21 protein-coding genes are annotated in these 19,349 nt (G+C 63.4%); 15 read left to right on the top strand and 6 right to left on the bottom strand.

The annotated features are described in order from the left end of the window. The first annotated feature begins 213 nt into the window (after positions 1-213). A complete protein-coding gene (locus RBB39_RS05490; protein WP_306168886.1) occupies positions 214-2,238 on the top strand; it encodes a diguanylate cyclase in 2,025 nt (674 codons plus the stop codon). A gap of 120 nt (positions 2,239-2,358) precedes the next feature. Continuing rightward, positions 2,359-4,413 (top strand): GGDEF domain-containing protein, encoded by a 2,055-nt coding sequence (locus tag RBB39_RS05485; protein WP_306168885.1) that lies wholly within the window; start codon positions 2,359-2,361, stop codon positions 4,411-4,413. 86 nt (positions 4,414-4,499) lie between these two features. On the opposite strand, the gene tadA is transcribed toward RBB39_RS05485, so the two are convergent. Beyond that, the gene (gene tadA / locus RBB39_RS05480; protein ID WP_045991988.1) at positions 4,500-4,952 is read right to left on the bottom strand and encodes a tRNA adenosine(34) deaminase TadA; all 453 of its coding nucleotides are present in this window, start codon (positions 4,950-4,952) and stop codon (positions 4,500-4,502) included. A gap of 122 nt (positions 4,953-5,074) precedes the next feature. Between tadA and RBB39_RS05475 the strand changes: the two genes are divergently transcribed. After that, positions 5,075-5,890: an acyl-CoA thioesterase II gene (locus RBB39_RS05475; protein WP_108132364.1), complete on the top strand. Its 816-nt coding sequence runs from the start codon at positions 5,075-5,077 to the stop codon at positions 5,888-5,890. Positions 5,891-6,050: 160 nt separating this feature from the next. Here the strand turns inward: RBB39_RS05475 and RBB39_RS05470 are convergent, their stop codons facing one another. Beyond that, entirely contained in the window at positions 6,051-6,335 is a 285-nt protein-coding gene (locus tag RBB39_RS05470) for a DNA-binding protein (protein WP_306168884.1), read from the bottom strand. A 345-nt stretch (positions 6,336-6,680) separates the two neighbouring features. Here RBB39_RS05470 and RBB39_RS05465 point away from each other — a divergent pair, with 345 nt between their 5' ends. The 4 genes from RBB39_RS05465 (at position 6,681) to RBB39_RS22735 (ending at position 8,059) form a co-directional block, all read left to right on the top strand. Then, on the top strand, positions 6,681-6,914 hold the full coding sequence (locus RBB39_RS05465) for a hypothetical protein (protein ID WP_306168883.1): 234 nt from the start codon (positions 6,681-6,683) through the stop codon (positions 6,912-6,914). Between the two features lie 326 nt (positions 6,915-7,240). After that, a complete protein-coding gene (locus tag RBB39_RS05460) occupies positions 7,241-7,537 on the top strand; it encodes a type II toxin-antitoxin system RelB/DinJ family antitoxin (protein ID WP_045991985.1) in 297 nt (98 codons plus the stop codon). Then, entirely contained in the window at positions 7,524-7,799 is a 276-nt protein-coding gene (locus tag RBB39_RS05455; protein ID WP_306168882.1) for a type II toxin-antitoxin system RelE/ParE family toxin, read from the top strand. Before RBB39_RS05460 ends, RBB39_RS05455 begins: the two co-directional genes overlap by 14 nt. A gap of 56 nt (positions 7,800-7,855) precedes the next feature. Beyond that, positions 7,856-8,059 carry a Rha family transcriptional regulator gene (locus RBB39_RS22735; protein WP_371931859.1) on the top strand — a complete coding sequence of 68 codons (204 nt, stop codon included), beginning with the start codon at positions 7,856-7,858 and terminating at the stop codon, positions 8,057-8,059. A gap of 113 nt (positions 8,060-8,172) precedes the next feature. On the opposite strand, the gene RBB39_RS05450 is transcribed toward RBB39_RS22735, so the two are convergent. The 3 genes from RBB39_RS05450 to thpD all read right to left on the bottom strand — a co-directional run bounded on the left by RBB39_RS05450 (position 8,173) and on the right by thpD (position 9,891). Further along, on the bottom strand, positions 8,173-8,526 hold the full coding sequence (locus tag RBB39_RS05450; protein ID WP_306168881.1) for a DUF488 domain-containing protein: 354 nt from the start codon (positions 8,524-8,526) through the stop codon (positions 8,173-8,175). Between the two features lie 142 nt (positions 8,527-8,668). Next, on the bottom strand, positions 8,669-8,878 hold the full coding sequence (locus RBB39_RS05445) for a hypothetical protein (protein ID WP_306168880.1): 210 nt from the start codon (positions 8,876-8,878) through the stop codon (positions 8,669-8,671). Between the two features lie 89 nt (positions 8,879-8,967). Further along, positions 8,968-9,891, bottom strand: coding sequence for an ectoine hydroxylase (gene thpD / locus RBB39_RS05440; protein ID WP_108449962.1), 924 nt, complete (start codon positions 9,889-9,891; stop codon positions 8,968-8,970). Positions 9,892-10,069: 178 nt separating this feature from the next. Here thpD and RBB39_RS05435 point away from each other — a divergent pair, with 178 nt between their 5' ends. The 8 genes from RBB39_RS05435 (at position 10,070) to RBB39_RS05400 (ending at position 18,283) form a co-directional block, all read left to right on the top strand. Further along, positions 10,070-10,816 (top strand): Crp/Fnr family transcriptional regulator, encoded by a 747-nt coding sequence (locus RBB39_RS05435; RefSeq protein WP_045991981.1) that lies wholly within the window; start codon positions 10,070-10,072, stop codon positions 10,814-10,816. A 262-nt stretch (positions 10,817-11,078) separates the two neighbouring features. Then, positions 11,079-11,780, top strand: coding sequence for a GntR family transcriptional regulator (locus tag RBB39_RS05430; RefSeq protein WP_124803372.1), 702 nt, complete (start codon positions 11,079-11,081; stop codon positions 11,778-11,780). Between the two features lie 73 nt (positions 11,781-11,853). After that, a complete protein-coding gene (locus RBB39_RS05425; protein ID WP_045991075.1) occupies positions 11,854-13,062 on the top strand; it encodes a CaiB/BaiF CoA-transferase family protein in 1,209 nt (402 codons plus the stop codon). A 52-nt stretch (positions 13,063-13,114) separates the two neighbouring features. Then, positions 13,115-14,407: a TRAP transporter large permease gene (locus tag RBB39_RS05420; RefSeq protein WP_045991076.1), complete on the top strand. Its 1,293-nt coding sequence runs from the start codon at positions 13,115-13,117 to the stop codon at positions 14,405-14,407. Between the two features lie 68 nt (positions 14,408-14,475). Continuing rightward, positions 14,476-15,522, top strand: a complete 1,047-nt coding sequence (locus tag RBB39_RS05415; protein ID WP_045991077.1) for a TRAP transporter substrate-binding protein — start codon at positions 14,476-14,478, stop codon at positions 15,520-15,522. 7 nt (positions 15,523-15,529) lie between these two features. Beyond that, positions 15,530-16,078, top strand: a complete 549-nt coding sequence (locus tag RBB39_RS05410; protein ID WP_108132356.1) for a TRAP transporter small permease — start codon at positions 15,530-15,532, stop codon at positions 16,076-16,078. A gap of 19 nt (positions 16,079-16,097) precedes the next feature. Then, positions 16,098-17,045, top strand: a complete 948-nt coding sequence (locus tag RBB39_RS05405; RefSeq protein WP_306168879.1) for a hydroxymethylglutaryl-CoA lyase — start codon at positions 16,098-16,100, stop codon at positions 17,043-17,045. Then, on the top strand, positions 17,042-18,283 hold the full coding sequence (locus RBB39_RS05400) for an MFS transporter (RefSeq protein WP_222570051.1): 1,242 nt from the start codon (positions 17,042-17,044) through the stop codon (positions 18,281-18,283). The genes RBB39_RS05405 and RBB39_RS05400 overlap by 4 nt, the downstream gene beginning before the upstream one ends. A gap of 112 nt (positions 18,284-18,395) precedes the next feature. Here the strand turns inward: RBB39_RS05400 and RBB39_RS05395 are convergent, their stop codons facing one another. After that, positions 18,396-19,334, bottom strand: coding sequence for a CorA family divalent cation transporter (locus RBB39_RS05395; RefSeq protein ID WP_052704205.1), 939 nt, complete (start codon positions 19,332-19,334; stop codon positions 18,396-18,398). Between the last annotated feature and the right edge of the window lie 15 nt (positions 19,335-19,349).

The following is a 19,349-nucleotide window of genomic DNA, read 5'->3' as shown; positions in this document are numbered from 1 at the left end:
CACGCGGCCTCAACACCAGGCGCCAACCAGACACCCACCCGCCCCCTCGATGTCCTTGATCTACATCAGGAAAGGCATGGTTCCGCGCCCACTTGGCCGCATTTTCCAGCACAATCCCCCGAACGTCTATTCTTCTCGCTGATCGGTTCGGCGAGATATTTCGCTGACCACAACGTCCAACAACCGCCAGCTCCTCGCCTGGAAAGTGGGTACATGCTACGTCTCAGAATCCCGCTGACGCTGTTGTCCCTGGCACTGTACATTGCGGGGCTCTGCGCCAGCCTCGCCGGCTATACCGCCTCGACCACCTTGCCCACCCTGGTACTGGGCGGCTTGATCGGTCTTGCTCAACTGGCCTGGTACCGCCAGCGGCTGGGCTTGAGTCTGACGCTGGTGGTGGCGGTGTTGGCCGCTCTGCTGATCGGCGTGGCCGGCGATATCCTGCCCCAGGGCTGGCTGTCTCTGGCGACTTTCGATCCACCGGCGCCGCTCGATACTGGCCACCCACGCCTTTCCTGGCAGTGGCCGGGGTTGGCCGACAGCCTGCTGCTGGCGTGCCTGGCCTTGAGTCTTGCCCTGCGCACCCGTGCCAGCCTGGGCACCCCCTTGCTCCACGCCATCGCCGTCCTCCTGTGGGGGAGTCTGGCCTACCAGGTGGCGGCGCCCGAGACACTGCCGCCGCTGGCGCCACCCGCAGGTCCCTGGGCGCTGGCGGGCAGCGGGCTGCTATTGCTGACCCAGTTCCTGGCGGTGGTGACCGGCTGGCGCCATAACCAGGCGAGCCTGTTGCGCGCCCTGGGCCCCGGTCTTCTGATTGCCACGGCAACGGTTCTGCTGTGGTGCCAGCAGGACAGCGAGGCCAATCGACAGCTATTCGAACGTGCCCAGCGGGAGACCGATCGCCTGTCGGCAACGATGACAGACCGCATCGACGACACCCTTCGAGCCATGCATCGCTTCCATCTGGTCTGGGAGATCGATCAACGCCTGCCCTCGGCATCGATGTGGCGCCACGAAGCCCAGAGCTTTATGAACGACTTCCCGGAACTGCCCCTGCTGGCCCTGATCGATCCCTCCGGACGGGTCCAGCACCTCTATCCCGACGACAACTGGCACCAGGCCTACCCGGGCATGCGCTTGCTGGATGGAGCCCTCGACCAGCCACTGATGGAAGTGCTGCAGCAGAGCTTTCACCAGCGCGACGCGGTGTCATCGGATATCCTGCCACTGCCCGATGGGGGCTGGGGCATCATCCACTTTCTGCCGATCCACACGGTTGATGGTGGGCGGCTGCTGGGTTCGGTCGCCATGGTCTTCAGCCTCGACGCCTTAGCTTCCAATCTCCTGCCCGCGCTCGCCGATATACCGGACGCCATGACGCTGACATTGAAAGACGGCGACAGCACCCTATGGCGGGTACCGACGTCAGCGTCGAATTCGCCCTGGAGGCTCGTCAGCGACGTTCGTCTGCTGTCCCATACCCTGCACCTGGAGCTCAGCCCCAACCGCCGTTTGCTGGAGCACCTGAAGCTGCACTATCCGAGTTCAACGCTGTGCACCGGCCTGATCATGGCTCTGCTGCTCTACCTGCTGTTGTTCAGCCGCCATCGGCAGCGCCAGCAGCACCGCCAGATTGCCGATACCAATCTCGAACTACGCCGAGAAATGCGGCGTCGTTCGCGCCTGCAGAAAAACATCGAATGGCTGGCAGGACACGACGACCTCACGGGCCTGGCCAATCGACGCACCTTTCTCGCCAGCCTGCCGACGGACGCCGGACAGAGCCCTCTCAGTCTGCTGTTATGTGACCTCGACCATTTCAAGCGCATCAACGACCAACAAGGCCATCAAGCCGGAGACCAGGCGCTCAAGCGCTTCGCCGCCTGCGCGCAGAAACTGCTTCCACAGGGTGGCGTGCTGGCCCGCTACGGCGGCGAGGAATTCGTGGTCTATCTGCCACAGGGCGATATCGCCTGGGTACATGCCTGGGCAGAACACCTGAGGCGAGAGGTGCAGGCCTGCGGCGTACAACACGAAGACGGCAGTCCCATGACGGTATGTATCGGCCTGATCACCCAGACCGACGGCCCCGTTGTGCCGAGGGACTTGCTGCATCGAGCGGATATGGCGCTGTATCGTGCCAAGCGGCTGGGCCGCAATCGGGTGGAGATCGCCGAGGCGAAGCCCGCTGCTGAGCCCAGCGAGGCCACAGAGCCCAACGGTCTGTTGCACTCCTGACTCAGGTCAACCCCACTGGCGCGAGGCGGCGCACTTCTTCCTGAGTCTCGATCAGCGCCTGGGTAAGCTGGTCGTAGCGCGGCCAGTCAGGCCGCGAGCCGCCAGGGTTGGAACGCCTGAATGTGGTACACCTCGACACCCGTTGTTCGTCACTACCGGCTATTGAGCCAAGGGCTGACCCTGCTCGCCCTGGTGCTGGCAGTCGCCTCCCTCACCGTGCTCGATACTCGGGTAGCCTCTCTGCCGGCGAATCAGACGACCCTGGCGCTGGCCCTTATCGTCGCCATCGGTCAATGGCGATGGACACGCAAGGGGGTCTTCACCAGTGCCCTGGTGCTATGGCCACTGTGTCTGTGCCTGGTCACTCTGCTATTCGGCACCTGTGCACCGGAAGACTGGCTGTCACTGGAGCGCCTGTCCGAACCCTTCCGTTGGCTGACAACACCTTCGACGCTGCTGGACTGGCGCCCGCCGCTGGTCGAACTGGTCGTGCTGACGCTGCTGACCCTGGGGATACTGGCGCGCACGCGCTCGAGCCTGGGCGTCCCCTTGCTCCACATGTCCTGCTTGCTGCTGTTGCTGCTGGACCAGACACCACTGCATCACTGGCTGCCTTCAGCGGCACTGCTGCACGCCCACTCGCTCACCGTCACCGCCGTCCTCGGCCTGTTGCTGGCCGGCCAGTGGGTGGGCGTGGTAAGCGGCTGGCGTCCCACCCGCGACAGCCTCAGGCGTGGGCTTTGGCCTTCGACACTTCTGGTCGTGATGACCCTGGCACTTTGGCAGTACCTGGAGATTCAGGCCGATGGCGAACTGCAATATCTAGGACAGCGCGAAGGCCGTGCCATGGAGGAACGCCTGGCTGGCGAATTCAATGACTTTCGACACTCCCTGCAACATTTGCAGGTTTTCCTCGAACAATCGCCGCTCCCGCCCTCTACCGAACGCTGGCAGCACCTGACGCGACCTCTTCGCGACCACTTTCCCTACCTTGCGACGCTGCGCTACGTCGAAGTGACCGGCGGCAATGTGCGAAGCCCCGCGACCACAGTCGTCCCCAGGTCCACTGATATGCCTCAACCTGCCGCGGTGCTCCCCCCGGCGGCCCAGATCACTACCCTCGCCATCGACGCTCCTGCACCGACGATGAAGATCACGCTCTCGCTACCGATTCGCCGTCCCGGTGGAAAGCCGCTCGGGCACTTGGCAGCGACCTTGTCACTATCAGCCATGGCCGAGAATATGTATACGCATCCCCCCTCGGGGGCGGGGAGCCTGCAGGTCCGACTTACCTACCACAACCGTCTGATCAAGGAATGGCCCATGGAGGGGCATCCGGCCCCGTGGACAGTATCTGTTCCCCTCGACGCCATTCCCCTGCATCGACCCGACAATAAGGCGGTGACAGTCGACACAGCCTATCTACCGCTCGAGCTGACCTTGCGCCCCGATACCCGATTGCTGACGCGCCTGCGCAGCCGTCTTCCGGCTGTCACCCTGATGCTGGGTCTGCTGTTCAGCCAGTTCCTCTATCTGACATTGTTCAGCCAGCACCAGATGGCCTCCCAGCATCGTGCGCTTGCACGCTCCAACGGAGACCTTCGCCGCGAGGTCCGCACTCGCCATCGCCTGCAGCAGCAACTCAGCTGGCTCGCCGACCACGACGAACTCACCGGTCTGCCGAACCGACGTCACCTTCAGGCCACCGCCCAGACCTGGCGGGCGCGCTTGCCCCTTAGCGTTATTCTTGTCGACATCGACCACTTCAAGCGCATCAACGACTGCCTCGGCCATGCCGAAGGCGACAGAGTGCTCAAGGCGGTAGGTCGACTTGCACAGGAGACCCTGGGGGATGACGGCCTGCTGGGGCGCTACGGCGGGGAAGAGTTTCTGGTGATCATTCCCGAAGGACGGCTAGCCGAAGCCAGCGCTGTGGCCGAGCGTCTGCGGCGTGCCGTCCGACAGGCACCGCTGGCTCATCACGACGGCACGCCACTGACCATCAGCCTGGGGGTGGCATGCCAGGACCAGGCACCGCTAGATCTGGCACGCCTGATACAGCAGGCGGACCAGGCGCTCTATACAGCGAAGCACCAGGGACGCGACCGGGTCGAGCTTTTCGTGGATACCGTCGACGGCGCATCGGACCTGGACACACCGCCCTTCACCACCTGAGCAAGGCTCGAAACCTGTAACGGGAGTCTTGAGCAACCCGTCGGCACCGCCGACGTTGCCTCAGTGCTTTGCGCTGCGGCAAAGGCTCATCGGCGCTCGGCAAAAAACGTCTTGAGCAGGCGAGAGGCTCGGCTCGCCAGCACCCCACCTTCGACCTCCACCTGGTGGAAGTGCCAGGGCTGGGCGAACAGGTTGGCTCGGGACTCGACCATGCCGGAACGAGGCTCCGCGGCACCGTAGACCAGACGCCGGATCCTGGCGTGGATGATGGCCCCGGAGCACATCATGCAGGGTTCCAGCGTCACGTACAGCGTGCAGCCCTCGAGCCGATAGTTCGACAGGCTCACCCCGGCGTCCCTGAGCGCCTGAACCTCGGCATGGGCGCTGGGATCATGGCTCGCCACGGGGCCGTTGGCGCCGCGACCGATGATCTCTCCGGCCGCGTCCACCACCACCGCACCGACCGGCACCTCTCCTGCCTGGGCCGCCCGCTCCGCCAGTTCCAGCGCTCGATGCATGTAAAATTCGTCACTGCGCAAGGTGTTGCACTCCCGTACACTGAGCCCAGGCAAATGCTGAACCATTGTCGCGGGCACGGCAATCGCCACCGTGTCACCGCCATCGACTAGCCGGGCTACCCCGGCGCAAGGAGGATACGCGAATGTCGGACGCCTTGAAGGGTCTGGTAGACCTGCTGGGCCTGGAAATGCTGGAAGAGAACCTGTTTCGTGGACGCAGCCAGGACCTGGGGCTTCCCCAGCTGTTCGGCGGCCAGGTACTGGGCCAGGCGCTGTCGGCGGCCACCCAGACCGTCGCGGCGGAGCGTCAGGTGCACTCGCTGCACGGCTACTTCCTGCGTCCCGGCGACGCCGCCATGCCGGTGGTCTATCAGGTCGACCGCGTTCGTGACGGTGGCAGCTTCACCACCCGCCGCATCACCGCGATCCAGAAGGGCCGTCCGATCTTCTTCTGCAGCGCTTCCTTCCATGGCCAGGAACACAGCCTGAGCCACCAGGCCAGCATGCCCGCCCTCGAAGCAACAGAGCCCGGCGACAGCGACGAGATCCTGCGCTTCCCCGGCCACCCGATCGAATTTCGCCATGTGGAAGACACCGCCGAGGACGGCGCGCCCGCGCGCAAGCGGTTGTGGTTCCGGCTCAATGGCGAGCTGCCCGATGACCCCGCTCTGCATCGCTACCTGCTCGCCTACAGCTCGGATTTCAACCTGCTGACCACCGCCCTGGTGCCCCATGGCATCCGTTTCGGCGACCCCAAGCTGCAGATCGCCAGCCTCGACCACTCGCTGTGGTTTCACCAGGACGTGGCCGTCAACGACTGGCTGCTGTACGACATGGACAGCCCCTGGGCCGGCGGCGCCAGAGGCCTGGCTCGTGGCAGCATCTACAATCGAAAAGGCGAACTGGTGGCCTCCAGCGCCCAGGAAGGCCTGACGCGTCTAAGGGAGCCCCGGGACTAGCGCACAGGGGGGGCGGTCAGGGCAGCGACAACTCCACCGGACGCGATTGTGACAGACCAGGTGAGATCGAAAAGGCGGTAGCAGGCCCGAGGGAACGGCACTTGACGTTGAACGAACCCGCTATCGCTTGTTGGCAACTTCAGGAGCCTGACCCGTCAGTTCATGAAAATGGATGCCGGTTGCCTTGATTACCGCAGTCATGGTGCTCATAGGTCGGGTTTCCCTTCGGCGAAAGCGCCCGGTACAAGCTCTCGCGTGACACTGCGGCACGCTCGGCCACAACCGTCATGCCGCCTCGTGCTTCCACCACATGGCGGAGCGCCATCAGGAAGGCAGTCTCTCCGCCTTCCTGATCCAGCTCATCGAAGGCCGTGCGCAAGTAATCAACCGCCATGTCGGGATCCTCGCACAACATCTCGATCACGGCGTCATCATGGCTTTTCATGTAAATCAGATAGTCACGAAGATTCAAACCTGAGTTGTAAATCAGTCTTTATGAATACGAATCCGGGCCTCTCTAGCACGTGCTCTCTCAGGTATACTCTATTGATCACAGAAAATCGTGAGTACGTGCGTTATGCATGAATGAACTAGGGCGAGCATCACCCTCACCCTGCTTGAAACATGCGGAATAAAGCCAACATGTAATCCACGCTCAAAACAAGCCTATGTAGCACAGAAGAACGTTGACGAACAAGACTTCTAGGTGGAAACGAGGAAGGAAGGTGTTTGATTTACAACGGGATGGGTTATCATCTTCTTGGTGATTTATTATAACAAGGTATCCTACATGCTCGAGATCGTCCACTCACAAATGTTTCCACTCTTCGTATTGACCATGGGTTTTTCTACTATCATGGGCCTTGGATTTTATTGTGCGAATAAGCTTAAGAAGCGATTGGAGAAAATGAAGCAGGAAGAGAAAAACAAGAGACTAGAAGAACAAGACAAAAATCTGGCGATGAAACTATGCCAAGGATGGGACGCCGAAAGTATTGATAGGAAGAGTGGTCAGAAGCTGTAGTCTCATACCCTAATTGATCACATATCACACTTGCATCTTGTCGATAAGGGGCGTTCAAGCTTAGCCGCACTCAGAATGCACCACACCCGCCCGTGCTTTCGCCCTGCCCGCTAACACGCTAAAACAAACCTCACCATGTCCAGCCTGGAGATCGCTGAACTGTTGGAGTCTCGTCATGAAGACTGATGAGCGGCTTGCTGGACGAGGTATCGCAGAAGGGTATCAAGAGCAAGCGCTGTATGAGTGCTGGCTTCGGGGAGGGTTGAGCTTGACTGCATCTCAATTGAGATACAAACTCAAAGATCCATATCCAGGAGGCAACGGCGATGGCCCGCACAACGATGCTGCATGTCCGAGTGGACGAAGATCTGAAGGCAGAAGCCACTGAAACTCTTGCGAAAATGGGTCTTACGGTGTCGGAGGCTGTACGGATTCTCCTGACACGGGTTAGCGCCGAAGGAGGGCTGCCAGCGGGACTCACCAGTGACCCCCAGGCGCATGATGCTTGGTTTCGCATGAAGGTACAGGAGGCGCTGGCTGATACACGCCAGGGCATCCCACACGATGATGCAATGCGCCATATCCAGGCCATTATAGAGAGCAAGCGCAATGGTGAAGATTGAGTGGTCAATCTTGGCGCTTGAAGACGCATCAGGGATTGTTGAATACATTTCTGAAGACAACCCTGATGCGGCTCTAAAACTCTTCCATCATATAAAGGACAAGGTAGATCGTCTCCCTGACCATCCAAAGCTGTATAAACCAGGTAGGGAGCCTGGAACACGCGAGATGGTTGTCACAGATAACTACATCGTTGTTTACCGAGAGTCTGAAGCATTGATTACCATCTTGCGGGTGCTGCATGCTGCGCAAAAATGGCCTTAGAATCGAAAAAGGAATAGTATTTAAACGCAGCAGTAAACTTTTAAACAAACCTCAGCATGTCCAGCCGAGAGATTGCAGAGCTGACGGGGAAGCGACACAACGATGTGATGCGGGACATCCCCAACATGTTTGATCAGCTTGATGCGGACTCAGCGCAGTTTTGCGCTCAGTACCGGGACAGCACCGGACGTTTCCTTCCGTGCTTCGCTCGACCGCTACCATACCGAAGTCCTCGTCACTGGCTGCGACGTGAAGCGTAGGCAGCCGTCATCAAGCGCTGCATGGACTTGGAAACTGGTGCAGCTAAAACCCGCAGCAGCGCTACTGGGCAAGATCAGTTCGAGGCCGTGATGCCCGGTGGTCCGCCCGAATGTCACCCGGTCAGCATGGCCAGATAGTCCTTGAGCACCACTGCGTTGTTGTGGGTCTCATCCTTCGAGGAAAACACCAGGGTGACCATGTGCTGCTGGCTGCGCTCGGCCAGGGGTCTGAGCGTTTCCCGCTGCGCCTTCAGCTCAGCCAGATAGCGCTGACAAAACTCGCCCCAGCCCAGTGCTTCGCTGTGAAAGGCCTTGCGCAGGTCATCACTGGGGGCGGCCTCCTTGATCCATTCATCGATACGCGCCTCGTCCTTGGCGATCCCCCGCGGCCAGAGCCTGTCCACCAGCACCCGATAGCCGTCATTGTCGGCGGGCTTATCGTAGGCCCGCTTGAGCTGAATCGTCATCGTGCCTCCACGTCCGAGAATGTGCTCCATCCTTAACAGACGCATGGCCCGGCCGTCACCCCGTGTGGCTTTGGCACTCGCAGCCGATACAGATGCCGATGCCGATGCCAATGAGACAATCAGACCAGGCGCCAGCACCCGACTATTCGAGGCGTTCGAGAATGGTGCAGGAGCAGTCCCGCTCCCCCACCTCGTCGATCAGTACCCGATAGCGCGGCAGACGTATGTCGTCACCGTCACCGTCGACCAGGGCCGAGGTATCGATGATCTCGGCGGTGTTACCCGAGGACAACTGGTCCTCGGCTACCATGACCAGATCACGGGCAATCAGCAGGGTGTCGCCAATGTGCATGGGGGCTTCCTCTTGATGGCTCTTTTCTCTTGATGGGGAGCGGCCACGCCCAAGGGCGAAGCCATCTACCGACATTGGCTGGCGCCTGATCATCCCAGTGCTGGCGTGCGCTCGCGCGCCGCCAGGTGCTCGGGCCGTGGGGACTTGGCGCCGAAGGGAGTGACCAGGCGGTTGTCGACGCTGTTGTAGACGAAGAACAGGTTGGAGCGCGGCCACGGTGACAGGTTGCTGTTGGACGCATGCAGCGCGTTGCAGTCGAACAGCAGAATCGACCCGGCCGGCCCCTTGGGTGCCTCGATGCCCTGCTGTTCGATGATCGGCCCCAGCTGCTCCCGGGTCGGTACACCGATGTGCTGCGCCTTGAGCGAGGTCTCCCAGTTCTGGTCCGGGGTGCGTCCCACGGTGGGGACAAACTGGCGATGGGACCCCGGCACCAGCATCAGCGGTCCGTTGAACTCGCCGTTGTCGGTGAGCATCAGCGAGACACTCAGCGCGCGCATGCCGGGCATGCCGTCTTCTGCGTGCCAGGTCTCGAAGTCCGAGTGCCAGTCGAAGCCACTGCCCTGGAAGCCGGCCTTGTCGTTGATCCGCGACTGGTGCACGTAGACACCGCCCCCGAGCAGCTGCTCGACGATCTTCAGAAGCCGCGGCGAGCGGGTCAGGCGATCGAAGCGCTCGGACAATTCGTGCATGCCGAACACCGAACGAATGGCGCCAGAGACAGGATCGGTGATGACCTTGTCGCTGCCGGTCAGCTCGGGATCGCGCTCCATGGCGCTTAGCTCATCGAAGAAGGGCTCAATGTCGTCGGCCTCGAAGAAGCTGTCGAACCAGAGAAAGCCACGTTCTTCGAATGCGGCCAGCTCCTGCTCGTCGAGCGGCCCGGCCTGGCGCTGCTCGGGCGTCGCATGGACGACCGGGCAATGGCGGGCGATATTGCCCATTGGCGCGTCGAGGCGTGTGGGATAGCCATCATCCGAACGGATCGACAGTTGGTTGGGTGCGTAAGTCATGACTCCGCCTCCGTAACGATTCCAGAATGGATCGCCGTGACCGGAGACGCTGTGCCTTGACCGACCTCGGCGATGGACCCCCATCCTGGGCCTGTATCTACCGCGCCGACATAACCTGAGTTAACGTAAACCCCTAATACGCATTCTCCATCGAGCCTGTCGTGCAAGGAGCCTTGCCGTGTCGAACCGGGACAGCTGCATCGTCAAGCATTTTCGCCACTATCACCCGCTCAGCGATGGCGATCGCCAGCTGCTGGGCGCGCTCGAGAAGTCACCGCTGGAGGTCAAGGCCGGCGATAGCCTTTGGGAGGAACGCGATCCTGCCCAGGACTTCTTCACCCTGAGCCAGGGCTGGGCCTTCTCCTACCGGCAGCTGGAAGACGGCGCGCGCCAGATCCTGGAGGTCTACCTCCCTGGCGACGTGATCGGGCTACGCGAATACGCCTTTCATCAGCGTCTTACCGGCGTCCAGATGATCGAGGACGGCACCATCTGCCGCTTCCCCCACGCCCGTCTGACCGACATCTTTCAACAGTCGACCACCCTGACCTCGATCCTCTTCGCCATGGCCAGCCGCCAGCAGGTGCTGCTGACCGAGCGCCTGGTCAATCTGTCGCGACGCAGCGCCAGACAGAAGCTGGCTCACTTCATCATGGAAATGTACGAGCGCCTGGCCAAGACCGCCGGCCGCCAGGAAGACCACAGCATCCGTCTGCCACTGTCCCAGGAAATGCTGGCCGACGTGCTGGGGCTGAGTCCTGTGCACGTCAGTCGCACCTTCAGCGCACTCGACGAGGAGGGCCTGCTGCACCGAAACCGTCATCGTCTGCTGCTGCCTGATCCGGCCGCCCTGGCCGATGCCGGCCAGTTCGACGAACGTTACCTGGCCGACAGCGTATTCGCGGCCAACGACGCGGTGGGCTAGGGCTTGTCTGAAAAGTGCCTGCGCTCGGTAATACGGCGTTAAAAATCGGATCAAAATGCTCATTTACACCCCGTAAACTGCGCTTTCTCACCGATTTTTGCCTTGTCTAACCTTCGCTCGTCGACTTTTCGGACAGCGCCTAGGACTGGTCCACCACCGGGGAATCACCGGCCGCTGCATGCAATTTCGACCAAAAGTCTAACTTCGCCCATCCATAAAGCCCTCTACTCTTACGATTGTATGCAATGTAAGAGATTTCCTCGTGACTCCGACCACCCCGCTCGAAGCCAGCGGTGCCCGCACGGCCACCGCCCAGGTCCATGAAGCCATCAAGCAACGCATCCTCGACGGCGTCTATCGACCGCTCGAATTCGTGCGTGAGGCGGCGGTTGCCCGGGAGCTCGAGGTCAGCCGTACCCCGGTCCGCGAGGCGCTGCGGGAGCTGGTCTCCGAGGGCTGGCTCGAGGCCATTCCCCATCAGGGCGCCAGGGTGGCCGAGTGGACCGAAAAGGACGCTCGTGAAGTGTTCGAACTGCGCCTGGTACTCGAACCCATGGCGGTCGGACTCGCCTGCCGACACATCGACGCTGACACCCTCGCCCATCTGGATGACCTGGCCTCGCGCATGGAGGCCCTGACCGAGAGCCCCCTCGATGGTGCGGGCCACAGCGAGCTGGCCTCGCTCAACCACGAGTTTCACCGCCTGTTGATCCAGGCCAGCGACAACCAGCGTCTGGCCCAGATCCTCGAGAGCGTGGTGCGTACCTCGATCATCCGACGTAATTTCGCCAGCTACGACCGCTCGGCGCTCAAGCGCAGCATGCAGCACCACCGCGAGATGCTGATCGCCATCGGCGCCGGCAACGCCGCCTGGGCGGAGAACGTGATGCGCGCCCATCTGCTGGCCGCGCGGGTACTGCACGTGACCGTCGACACCTCGACCGCGACCTCATCGCCCCCGTGATCCTCCCGACGCGGCCCTTTTTGCGTTTCACCCTTCATCTTCCACCCTCGACCTCTGACCACGGACCTCCAACATGAACGAGCTTATCGCCTCACTCCCGCTGGACGACCTCAAGGTGCTCGAACTCGGCCAGCTTATCGCCGGGCCCACCTGCGGCCAGGTACTGGCCGACTTCGGCGCCCAGGTGGTCAAGATCGAGCCACCGGGCAAGGGCGACGCCATGCGCCAATGGGGCCAGACCGACGAGAGCGGCGAACCGCTGTGGTGGAACGTGATCGCCCGCAACAAGCAGTCGCTGACCCTCGATCTGCGCAAGCCCGAGGGCCAGGACCTGCTGCGGCGACTGGCGGCCAAGGCCGATGTGCTGATCGAAAACTTCCGCCCCGGCACCATGGAGCGCTGGGGCCTGGACTACCAGAGCCTGTCGGCCGACAACCCGGGGCTGATCATGGTGCGGGTCACCGGCTTCGGCCAGGACGGTCCCTACGCGTCGCGTGCCGGTTTCGCGGCGGTGTGCGAAGCCATGGGCGGGCTGCGCTACATCAGCGGCTACCCAGACCGCCCCCCGGTCAGGGTGGGGATTTCGCTGGGCGACACCCTGGCCGGGGTCCAGGGCGCCATGGGCGCGTTGCTGGCGCTGCACCAGCGCGAGAAGACCGGGCGTGGCCAGGTGGTGGACAGTGCCATCTTCGAGGCGGTGATGGCGATGATGGAGAGCCTGATCCCCGACTACGCCCGGGCCGGCAAGATCCGTGAGCGCGCAGGCAGCTTCCTGCCCAAGATCGCGCCGTCCAACGCCTATCCCGCCAGGGACGGCCGGGACGTCATCATCGGCGCCAATCAGGACACCGTCTTCCGCCGGCTGTGCGAGGCCATGGGTCAGCCCACCCTGGCCGATCATCCGGACTATGCCGACCATCGCGCGCGAGGCGAGAACCAGCAGGCCATCGACGAGCTGATCGCCGCCTGGACCGCCCACCACGATGCCCAGCATATCGTCGACCTGCTGGCCGACGCCGGTGTCCCGGCGGGCCTGGTGTACACCGCCAAGGACATGCTCGAAGACGAACACATCAAGGAGCGCGGCTCCATCGTCGAGGTGCCGGACCGCCACGGCAAGCCGCTGCCGATGCAGAACGTCTTTCCGCGGCTGTCGCAGACGCCTGGCAAGGTACGCCAGGTCGGTCCGGCCCTGGGCGAACACACCGAGGCGGTGCTCGGCGACTGGCTGGAACTCGACCAGAACAGCATCGATGCCCTGCGCAAGGACAGCGTGATCTAGCACCGCCAACCAGCGACCACTCTGCCGACAACAACAACCTAGAGGCTCTTGCATGGAACCCCTACTCGTCCTGGCGCTGCTGATCGTATTGATCGCCGTCGGCCTGCCGATCTTTCTGTCCCTGGGGCTGGCCGGGCTCGCCGGCCTGTACATGGCCCGGGGCTCCATGGCGTTCTTCTTCGCGCCGTCGTCGCTGTTTGGCCAGCTCAATGCCTTCGAATTGATTGCCCTGCCGCTGTTCATATTGATGGGCAACCTGCTCGGTGCTACGCCGGTGGGCAGCAACCTGTTCCAGGCGGCGGTGAGGTGGCTGCACTGGCTCAGGGGTAGCCTGGCGATCTCCTCGGTGGGTGCCTCGGCGGTGTTCGGCGCGGTGTCCGGGGTGAGCCTGGCCGGCGTCGCCGCGGTCGGTTCGATCGCCGTACCGCAGATGCTCGAGCGCGGCTACAGCCGCTCGCTGGCCGCCGGTGCGGTGGTCAGCGCCGGCGCCCTGGCGATGCTGATCCCGCCCAGTGTGCCCTTCATCATCTATGGCGCCGTGGCCAGCGTATCGGTGGCCGACCTGTTCATCGGCGGTATCGTCCCCGGGGTGGTACTGGCCCTGGCGCTGTCGCTCTACATCTTTATCCGGGTGAGTCTGAAGCCCGAGGAAGCGCCCAGCGTCGAGCAACGCTTCAGCTGGCGCGAGCGCTTCGCCAGCCTTGCCCACATCTGGCACGCCGCCCTGCTGGTGCTGGTGGTGCTTGGCTCTATCTATTCTGGACTGGCCACCCCCAGCGAGGCCGCCGGCATCGGCGCCTTTGGCGCCTTCGTGATCGCCGCGCTGATCTTCCGCTGCCTGACGCTTGCCTCCTTCGGCCGCATCCTGGCCAGCACCGCACGAGTCAGCGGCGCCATCCTGCTGATCATCGGCTGCGCCAAGATCTTCGGCGACTACCTCAACATGGTGCGGGTGCCGCAGCTGCTGACCGAATCGCTGACCGCCTCGGGCCTGCCGGACTGGGCGATCCTGCTGGCGGTCATGCTGCTGCTGATCCTGCTCGGCATGATCGTCGATGCGGTCTCGCTGATCGTGGTCACCACGCCGGTGCTGCTGCCGCTGATCCAGGCCATGGGCTATGACCCCCTGTGGTTCGGCATCGTCATGGTGCTGAACCTGGAGATCGCGGTGATCACCCCGCCGGTAGGGCTAAACCTCTACGCGCTCAGGGGGGTCTGCCCGGAGCTGTCGGTGGAGGAGATCATCAAGAGCGCGCTGCCCTTCGTGGCGGTGCAGTTCCTGGTGCTGATGCTGTTCGTGTTCTTCCCCAGCATCAGCCTGTGGCTACCGAGCCTGATGCACTGAAGGGGCCCCGATTCACTCGCCCCGCTGGCCAGGGGCAACAACGACAATGACAAGACGGAGACATTCCCATGAACCTGACCCGCCGCCAACTGCTCAAGACCACCGCCTTCGCCACCGCAGGGGCCTCGCTGCTGGGCCCCCAGGCGCTGATGCCACGCCATGCCCGCGCCGCCACCACCTTCACCGGCGTGACCTACCTGCCACCGTCCTACAAGGCGCTGACCTACGGCTCCGCCGGCTTCGTCAACTACCTGCGCGACAACGGCGGCGACGTGCTTGAGGTCGATTTCTACGACTCGGGCCAGCTGCTCAAGGCCGACGAACAGCTTCCCGCGCTGCGCTCGCGTAATATCGACTTCATGTTCCACACCACCTCCTACATCACCCGCTCGCTGCCGATCCTCGGCATCACCGGGCTGCCCGGTGTCGTCGGCGAGCTGTACCGCCACCCCGAGCGGCTGCGTCAGGGCAGCCCGCTGTTCGACCTGATCAATGAGGAGCTGGCCAAGGAAAACCTCTACATGCTGACCTCCGGCGGCGGCATCCTCGAGCCCGAATACATCTGGAGCACCCAGGACAACGCGGTGCGCAGCCTCGAGGACATTCGCGGCAAGAAGGTCAGGGTGGTCAGCTTCGAGGCCACCTCGGCGCTGGAGGCCTACGACATCGGTGCGGTGCGCATTCCTTCGTCCGAGACCTACATGGCGCTGCAGCGCGGTACCGTGGACGCCGGCGTGTTCAATATCTCCACCATCATCGGGCGCAGCCTGCAGGAGCAGGTGGACGTGTGCTACCAGCTGCCGATCACCGGCTTCTCGGTGGCGCCCTTCATGCTGCGTGACCGCTGGGACAGCCTCGACGACGACAGCCGTGCGATCCTCGAAGATGCCGCCCGCTGGTACGACGAGAACTTCATCAGCCACTGCAACGACGATATCTATCCCAACGAGTACTGGCCTCAGGTGCGCGAGGAGAACGTCGAGATCATCGCCCCCAGCGACGAGGATCTGGCCGCCTTCAACGAGGCCACCCACAAGGTATGGGACCACTGGAAAGGCGAGGTCGGTGAGGAACTCGGCGAACGTGCCATCAAGCTCGCGCTGGGACAGGCCTGAGGTCGCCATGAAAGCGCACGCACAGAGGATCCCCCTCAAGGGCTGGGATGGCGTACTCGCCATCCTGCGCCTGGCCTCGATGGCGGTGCTGGTGTTCATGACGGTGTCGATCTGCTACGACACTGTCATGCGCTACGCCTTCTCCGCCCCCACCCACTGGAGCCTGGAGATCAACTCCTTCCTGCTGGTGTATCTGGCGGTGATGGGCGCCGCCGAGGCCCAACGCTTCGACGCCCATATCCGTATCACCTTCTTCAAGGACAAGCTTCCCGCCAAGGCGCGTCGCCTGCTGGAAGTGTTCACTGGTCTTGCCGGGATGACGTTCTGCGCGATCCTCGCCTGGCGCGGTTATCTGATGGCGGCCCAGGCCTTCGAGTACGGCGAACGGGTGTCCAGCGCCCTCGGCACCCCCATGGGCATCCCCTACGCGCTGCTGCCGATCGGCTTCACCGCACTCGGCCTTCAGTTTCTGATCGACACCCTGGCGAGCCTTTCCCGCGGCGCCCCACTGCCGCCGCCGGACGGCTCCGATCACATCGATGCCACCCACCCTTGAACCCGACGGAGACTCCCGCATGACCACCACGTCACCCGCCCCGATCGAACTGGTCGAGGTCGCCCCACGCGACGGCTTCCAGTCGATCGCCGATCCGCTGCCGACAGAGCGCAAGATCGAGGTCATCCAGGCGCTGCTCGACGCCGGCATCCGACGCATGGAGATCGGCTCCTTCGTCAGCCCCCGGGCGATTCCGCAGATGGCGGACACCGGCGAGCTGATCCGCGCCTTCGCCCATCGCCGCGATGTGAGATTCTCCGCGCTTGTTCCCAACCTCAAGGGAGCCGAGCTTGCGCTTGAACACGATGTCAGCGAGCTGGTCTACGTGGTCTCGGTGTCCGAGGCGCACAACCGCAACAATGTGCGCCAGTCGGTGGATGAATCGTTGGAGGCCTTCGCCCGTGTGGTCGAGGCGGTGCGCGCCAAGGGCAACACCGCCCTGCGCCTGGACCTTGGCACCAGCTTCGACTGCCCCTTCGACGGCAGGGTCGACTGGCGCCGGGTCGATGAGGTGCTCACTAAGGCGCTCGCCATCACCGGCGAGTTGCCGGTGGAAGTCGCCCTGTGCGACACCACCGGTCGCGCCACGCCCTTCCAGGTGGCGGACCACTTCACCGAGCTGAACGAGCGCCACCGATCCCCCGCCCTGTCCTGGGCGTTCCACGGCCATGACACCTTCGGCATGGGCGTGGCCAACGCCCTGTTCGCGGCCCGCCACGGTGCCACCGCACTCGACGCCGCCTGCGCCGGCCTCGGCGGTTGTCCCTTCGCTCCGGGGGCCACCGGCAACACCGCCAGTGAAGACCTGGTCTACGCCCTGCAGGGGGGCGGGATGGCAGGTGACATCGATCTTGGCGCGCTGCTGCACGCGGCCGACTTGATCGCGGCACTGCCCGGCGGCAAGACCGAAAGCCACCTGCGCCGGGTACCGCGTGAAGGCCTGGCCGGGGCAGACGCGGGGGCATGAACCAGCAGACGGCGCCCTCTACAGCTCCCTCTTCACCACCCTCTCCGCCTCCCCAGGTCGGTATCGCCCTGCTGGCAACGACCCTGGTGTTGGCCTTCTCGTCGCTGGTGGCGCTGTTTCCCTCGGCGATCGCGCCGACCCTGGCGGACTCGCTGGGAGTTTCCACCGCCACCGTGGGTATCCAGGTCAGCCTGATCTTCGGTGGCGCCATGCTGACCTCGCTGGTCGGTGGGCCGCTGACCCGACGCTATGGCCCCTGTCGCGTCAGCCAGCTGGCGCTGGGGCTGCTTGGCGGCGGCGCGGCGCTGCTGACCCTGCCGTCGCTGGCCACCTTCGCCCTGGCCTCGCTGATCGCCGGGCTCGGCTATGGCCTGACCAACCCCTCTGCGTCGCTTTTGCTGTTTCGGGTGACTCCGCGTCACCGCCAGGGCCTGGTGTTCTCGCTCAAGCAGACCGGGGTGCCCTTCGGTGGCGTGCTGGCGGGCCTTGTCGCCCCCGCCCTGGCGCTGGCCATCGGCTGGCAGGCGGCTCTGGGCTGCCTGTTCCTGGTCGCCGTCATCGGTATTCTGCTATTGCAGATTCAGCGCCATCACTGGGACCGCGAGCGCGACCCTCGCACTCCTTGGCTGACCACCCCCTTGGCCGGGCTCCAGGTGGTCTGGCAGCGCCCGGCGCTGCGCTACCTGGCCCTCTTGAGTCTCTGCTTTTCAGCCATCCAGCTATCGGTCTCGGCCTTCACCGTGGCGCTGCTGGTCGAGGATCTGGGCGTCGGCCTGGTCGTCGCCGGCGCCACCATGTCCGCGGTCCAGGTCTTCGGCATCATCGGCCGAGTGCTGTGGGGCCTTGTCGGCGATATCCTCGACGATCGCCTGATCACCCTGATGGGGCTGGCCTGCCTGAGCGCCGGTAGCGGCCTGGCCATCGCCACCATGGACGCCGACTGGCCGCGCTGGGCAATGGTCGCGGTGCTGTGCCTCATGAGCCTGTCGGCGCTTGGCTGGAACGGCGTGTTCATGGCCGAGATCACCCGTCTGGCCCCCGCCGAACGGGTGGCCGACGCCGCCGGCGGTTGCCTGGTGCTGACCTACAGCGGTGTGCTTGTCGGGCTACCCCTGCTGGGTGCGCTACATGGGCTGTTCGGCAGCTATACCGCCCTGTTCGGGCTGTTGGCGGGACTTGCCCTGGTGGGCCTTGGCTTTCTGCTGAAGGCGCGACGGGCCATCGCCGCTCCCGGCTAACCGTCGACGCGGTGTGACCAGCGTTCGGCGGCCAAGGGTCGTTGAAGCGGCTGGTTCAAGCGTCTGGCTCAAGAGGCTGGCTCAAGCGGCTGGCTCAAGTGGCTGACGGGGCCTAGATAAAACGCCAGCGCTTGAGCACCACCAGCTCCACCGCCACCAGCACCACCATGAAGGTGCAGAACAGGGCGAAGGACATGGGATTGTCGACGCCAGGCATGCCGCCGATATTCACGCCCAGCAGGCCAGTCAGAAAGCTGATCGGCAGGAAGATGCCGGAGATGATCGACAGCAGGTAGGTGTTGCGGTTGACCTTTTCGGTGTGCTGATGGGTCTGGTACTGCTGAACCATGCCTACATGCTCAAGATAGAAGTCCACCGACTCGTTGATTCGCTGGATGGTGTCGCGGGCATTGGCCAGATCGAATCGATCATCGGCAAGCAGCGGTGGCAGGCTGTCGATCATCGCTTCAATGGCGTAGCGCTGGGGCTTGAGGAAGCGACGCAGCTTGATCAACCGCTTGTTCAGCGACATCAGGACGGTGTTGTCGGCCTCAGGCTCTTCTTCCTGGGCGGCGATGGTGGCGTCGAAGGGCTCGACGAAATCCTCGATGCGCTCGTGGAGCTTCTCGATGATATCCACCACCACTGCTCCCAGATCGTCAGGCCCCTTGCCCTGCTCGAGCTCACGGCGTATGTCGGCGATGGCCCGGGAAGGCAGCTTGCGGGTGGAAATCAGCACCCCATCGTAATAGAGGATGCGGATACTGAGCATGTCGTCGGGCTGCTCGCCCTGGTTGAGGTTGACCCCACGCAGAATCAACAGGAAGTTGCCGTCGCCCAGGGTCTCGAAGCGCGGCCGGGTGTCCTCGGCCAGCACGCCGTCGATGGCGGATTCGGGGATTCCTGCCAGCTCGAGGCGCTCGCAGGTAGCTTCGGCATCCCGCTGAAAGTGGTACCAGGCGCCTGCCTGAAGCGGGCCAGGCGCTGGCTCGGGCAACTGGCGGACTTCCTGGCCAAACGACCAGGCGTCGATGAAAAAAGGCGCGGTCATGCAGGCTCCATCAGG

The sequence above is a fragment of the Halomonas sp. MMSF_3323 genome, from assembly GCF_030733595.1.
Lineage (GTDB): Bacteria > Pseudomonadota > Gammaproteobacteria > Pseudomonadales > Halomonadaceae > Halomonas > Halomonas litopenaei.
The sequence above is the reverse complement of the archived record's forward strand: the minus strand, read 5'-3'. Positions and strand labels throughout refer to the sequence as shown.

Bases quoted from the DNA above. Each gene is read 5' to 3' on its own strand.
- RBB39_RS22735 (WP_371931859.1), top strand. From the start codon at position 7,856: ATGTCCAGCCGAGAGATTGCAGAGCTGACGGGGAAGCGACACAACGAT.
- RBB39_RS05410 (WP_108132356.1), top strand. From the start codon at position 15,530: ATGAAAGCGCACGCACAGAGGATCCCCCTCAAGGGCTGGGATGGCGTA.
- RBB39_RS05400 (WP_222570051.1), top strand. From the start codon at position 17,042: ATGAACCAGCAGACGGCGCCCTCTACAGCTCCCTCTTCACCACCCTCT.
- RBB39_RS05460 (WP_045991985.1), top strand. From the start codon at position 7,241: ATGGCCCGCACAACGATGCTGCATGTCCGAGTGGACGAAGATCTGAAG.
- RBB39_RS05445 (WP_306168880.1), bottom strand. From the start codon at position 8,878: ATGCACATTGGCGACACCCTGCTGATTGCCCGTGATCTGGTCATGGTA.
- RBB39_RS05420 (WP_045991076.1), top strand. From the start codon at position 13,115: ATGGAACCCCTACTCGTCCTGGCGCTGCTGATCGTATTGATCGCCGTC.
- thpD (WP_108449962.1), bottom strand. From the start codon at position 9,891: ATGACTTACGCACCCAACCAACTGTCGATCCGTTCGGATGATGGCTAT.
- RBB39_RS05425 (WP_045991075.1), top strand. From the start codon at position 11,854: ATGAACGAGCTTATCGCCTCACTCCCGCTGGACGACCTCAAGGTGCTC.
- RBB39_RS05475 (WP_108132364.1), top strand. From the start codon at position 5,075: ATGTCGGACGCCTTGAAGGGTCTGGTAGACCTGCTGGGCCTGGAAATG.
- RBB39_RS05455 (WP_306168882.1), top strand. From the start codon at position 7,524: ATGGTGAAGATTGAGTGGTCAATCTTGGCGCTTGAAGACGCATCAGGG.
- RBB39_RS05470 (WP_306168884.1), bottom strand. From the start codon at position 6,335: ATGAAAAGCCATGATGACGCCGTGATCGAGATGTTGTGCGAGGATCCC.
- RBB39_RS05450 (WP_306168881.1), bottom strand. From the start codon at position 8,526: ATGACGATTCAGCTCAAGCGGGCCTACGATAAGCCCGCCGACAATGAC.
- RBB39_RS05465 (WP_306168883.1), top strand. From the start codon at position 6,681: ATGCTCGAGATCGTCCACTCACAAATGTTTCCACTCTTCGTATTGACC.
- RBB39_RS05485 (WP_306168885.1), top strand. From the start codon at position 2,359: ATGTGGTACACCTCGACACCCGTTGTTCGTCACTACCGGCTATTGAGC.
- RBB39_RS05490 (WP_306168886.1), top strand. From the start codon at position 214: ATGCTACGTCTCAGAATCCCGCTGACGCTGTTGTCCCTGGCACTGTAC.
- RBB39_RS05415 (WP_045991077.1), top strand. From the start codon at position 14,476: ATGAACCTGACCCGCCGCCAACTGCTCAAGACCACCGCCTTCGCCACC.
- RBB39_RS05405 (WP_306168879.1), top strand. From the start codon at position 16,098: ATGACCACCACGTCACCCGCCCCGATCGAACTGGTCGAGGTCGCCCCA.
- RBB39_RS05395 (WP_052704205.1), bottom strand. From the start codon at position 19,334: ATGACCGCGCCTTTTTTCATCGACGCCTGGTCGTTTGGCCAGGAAGTC.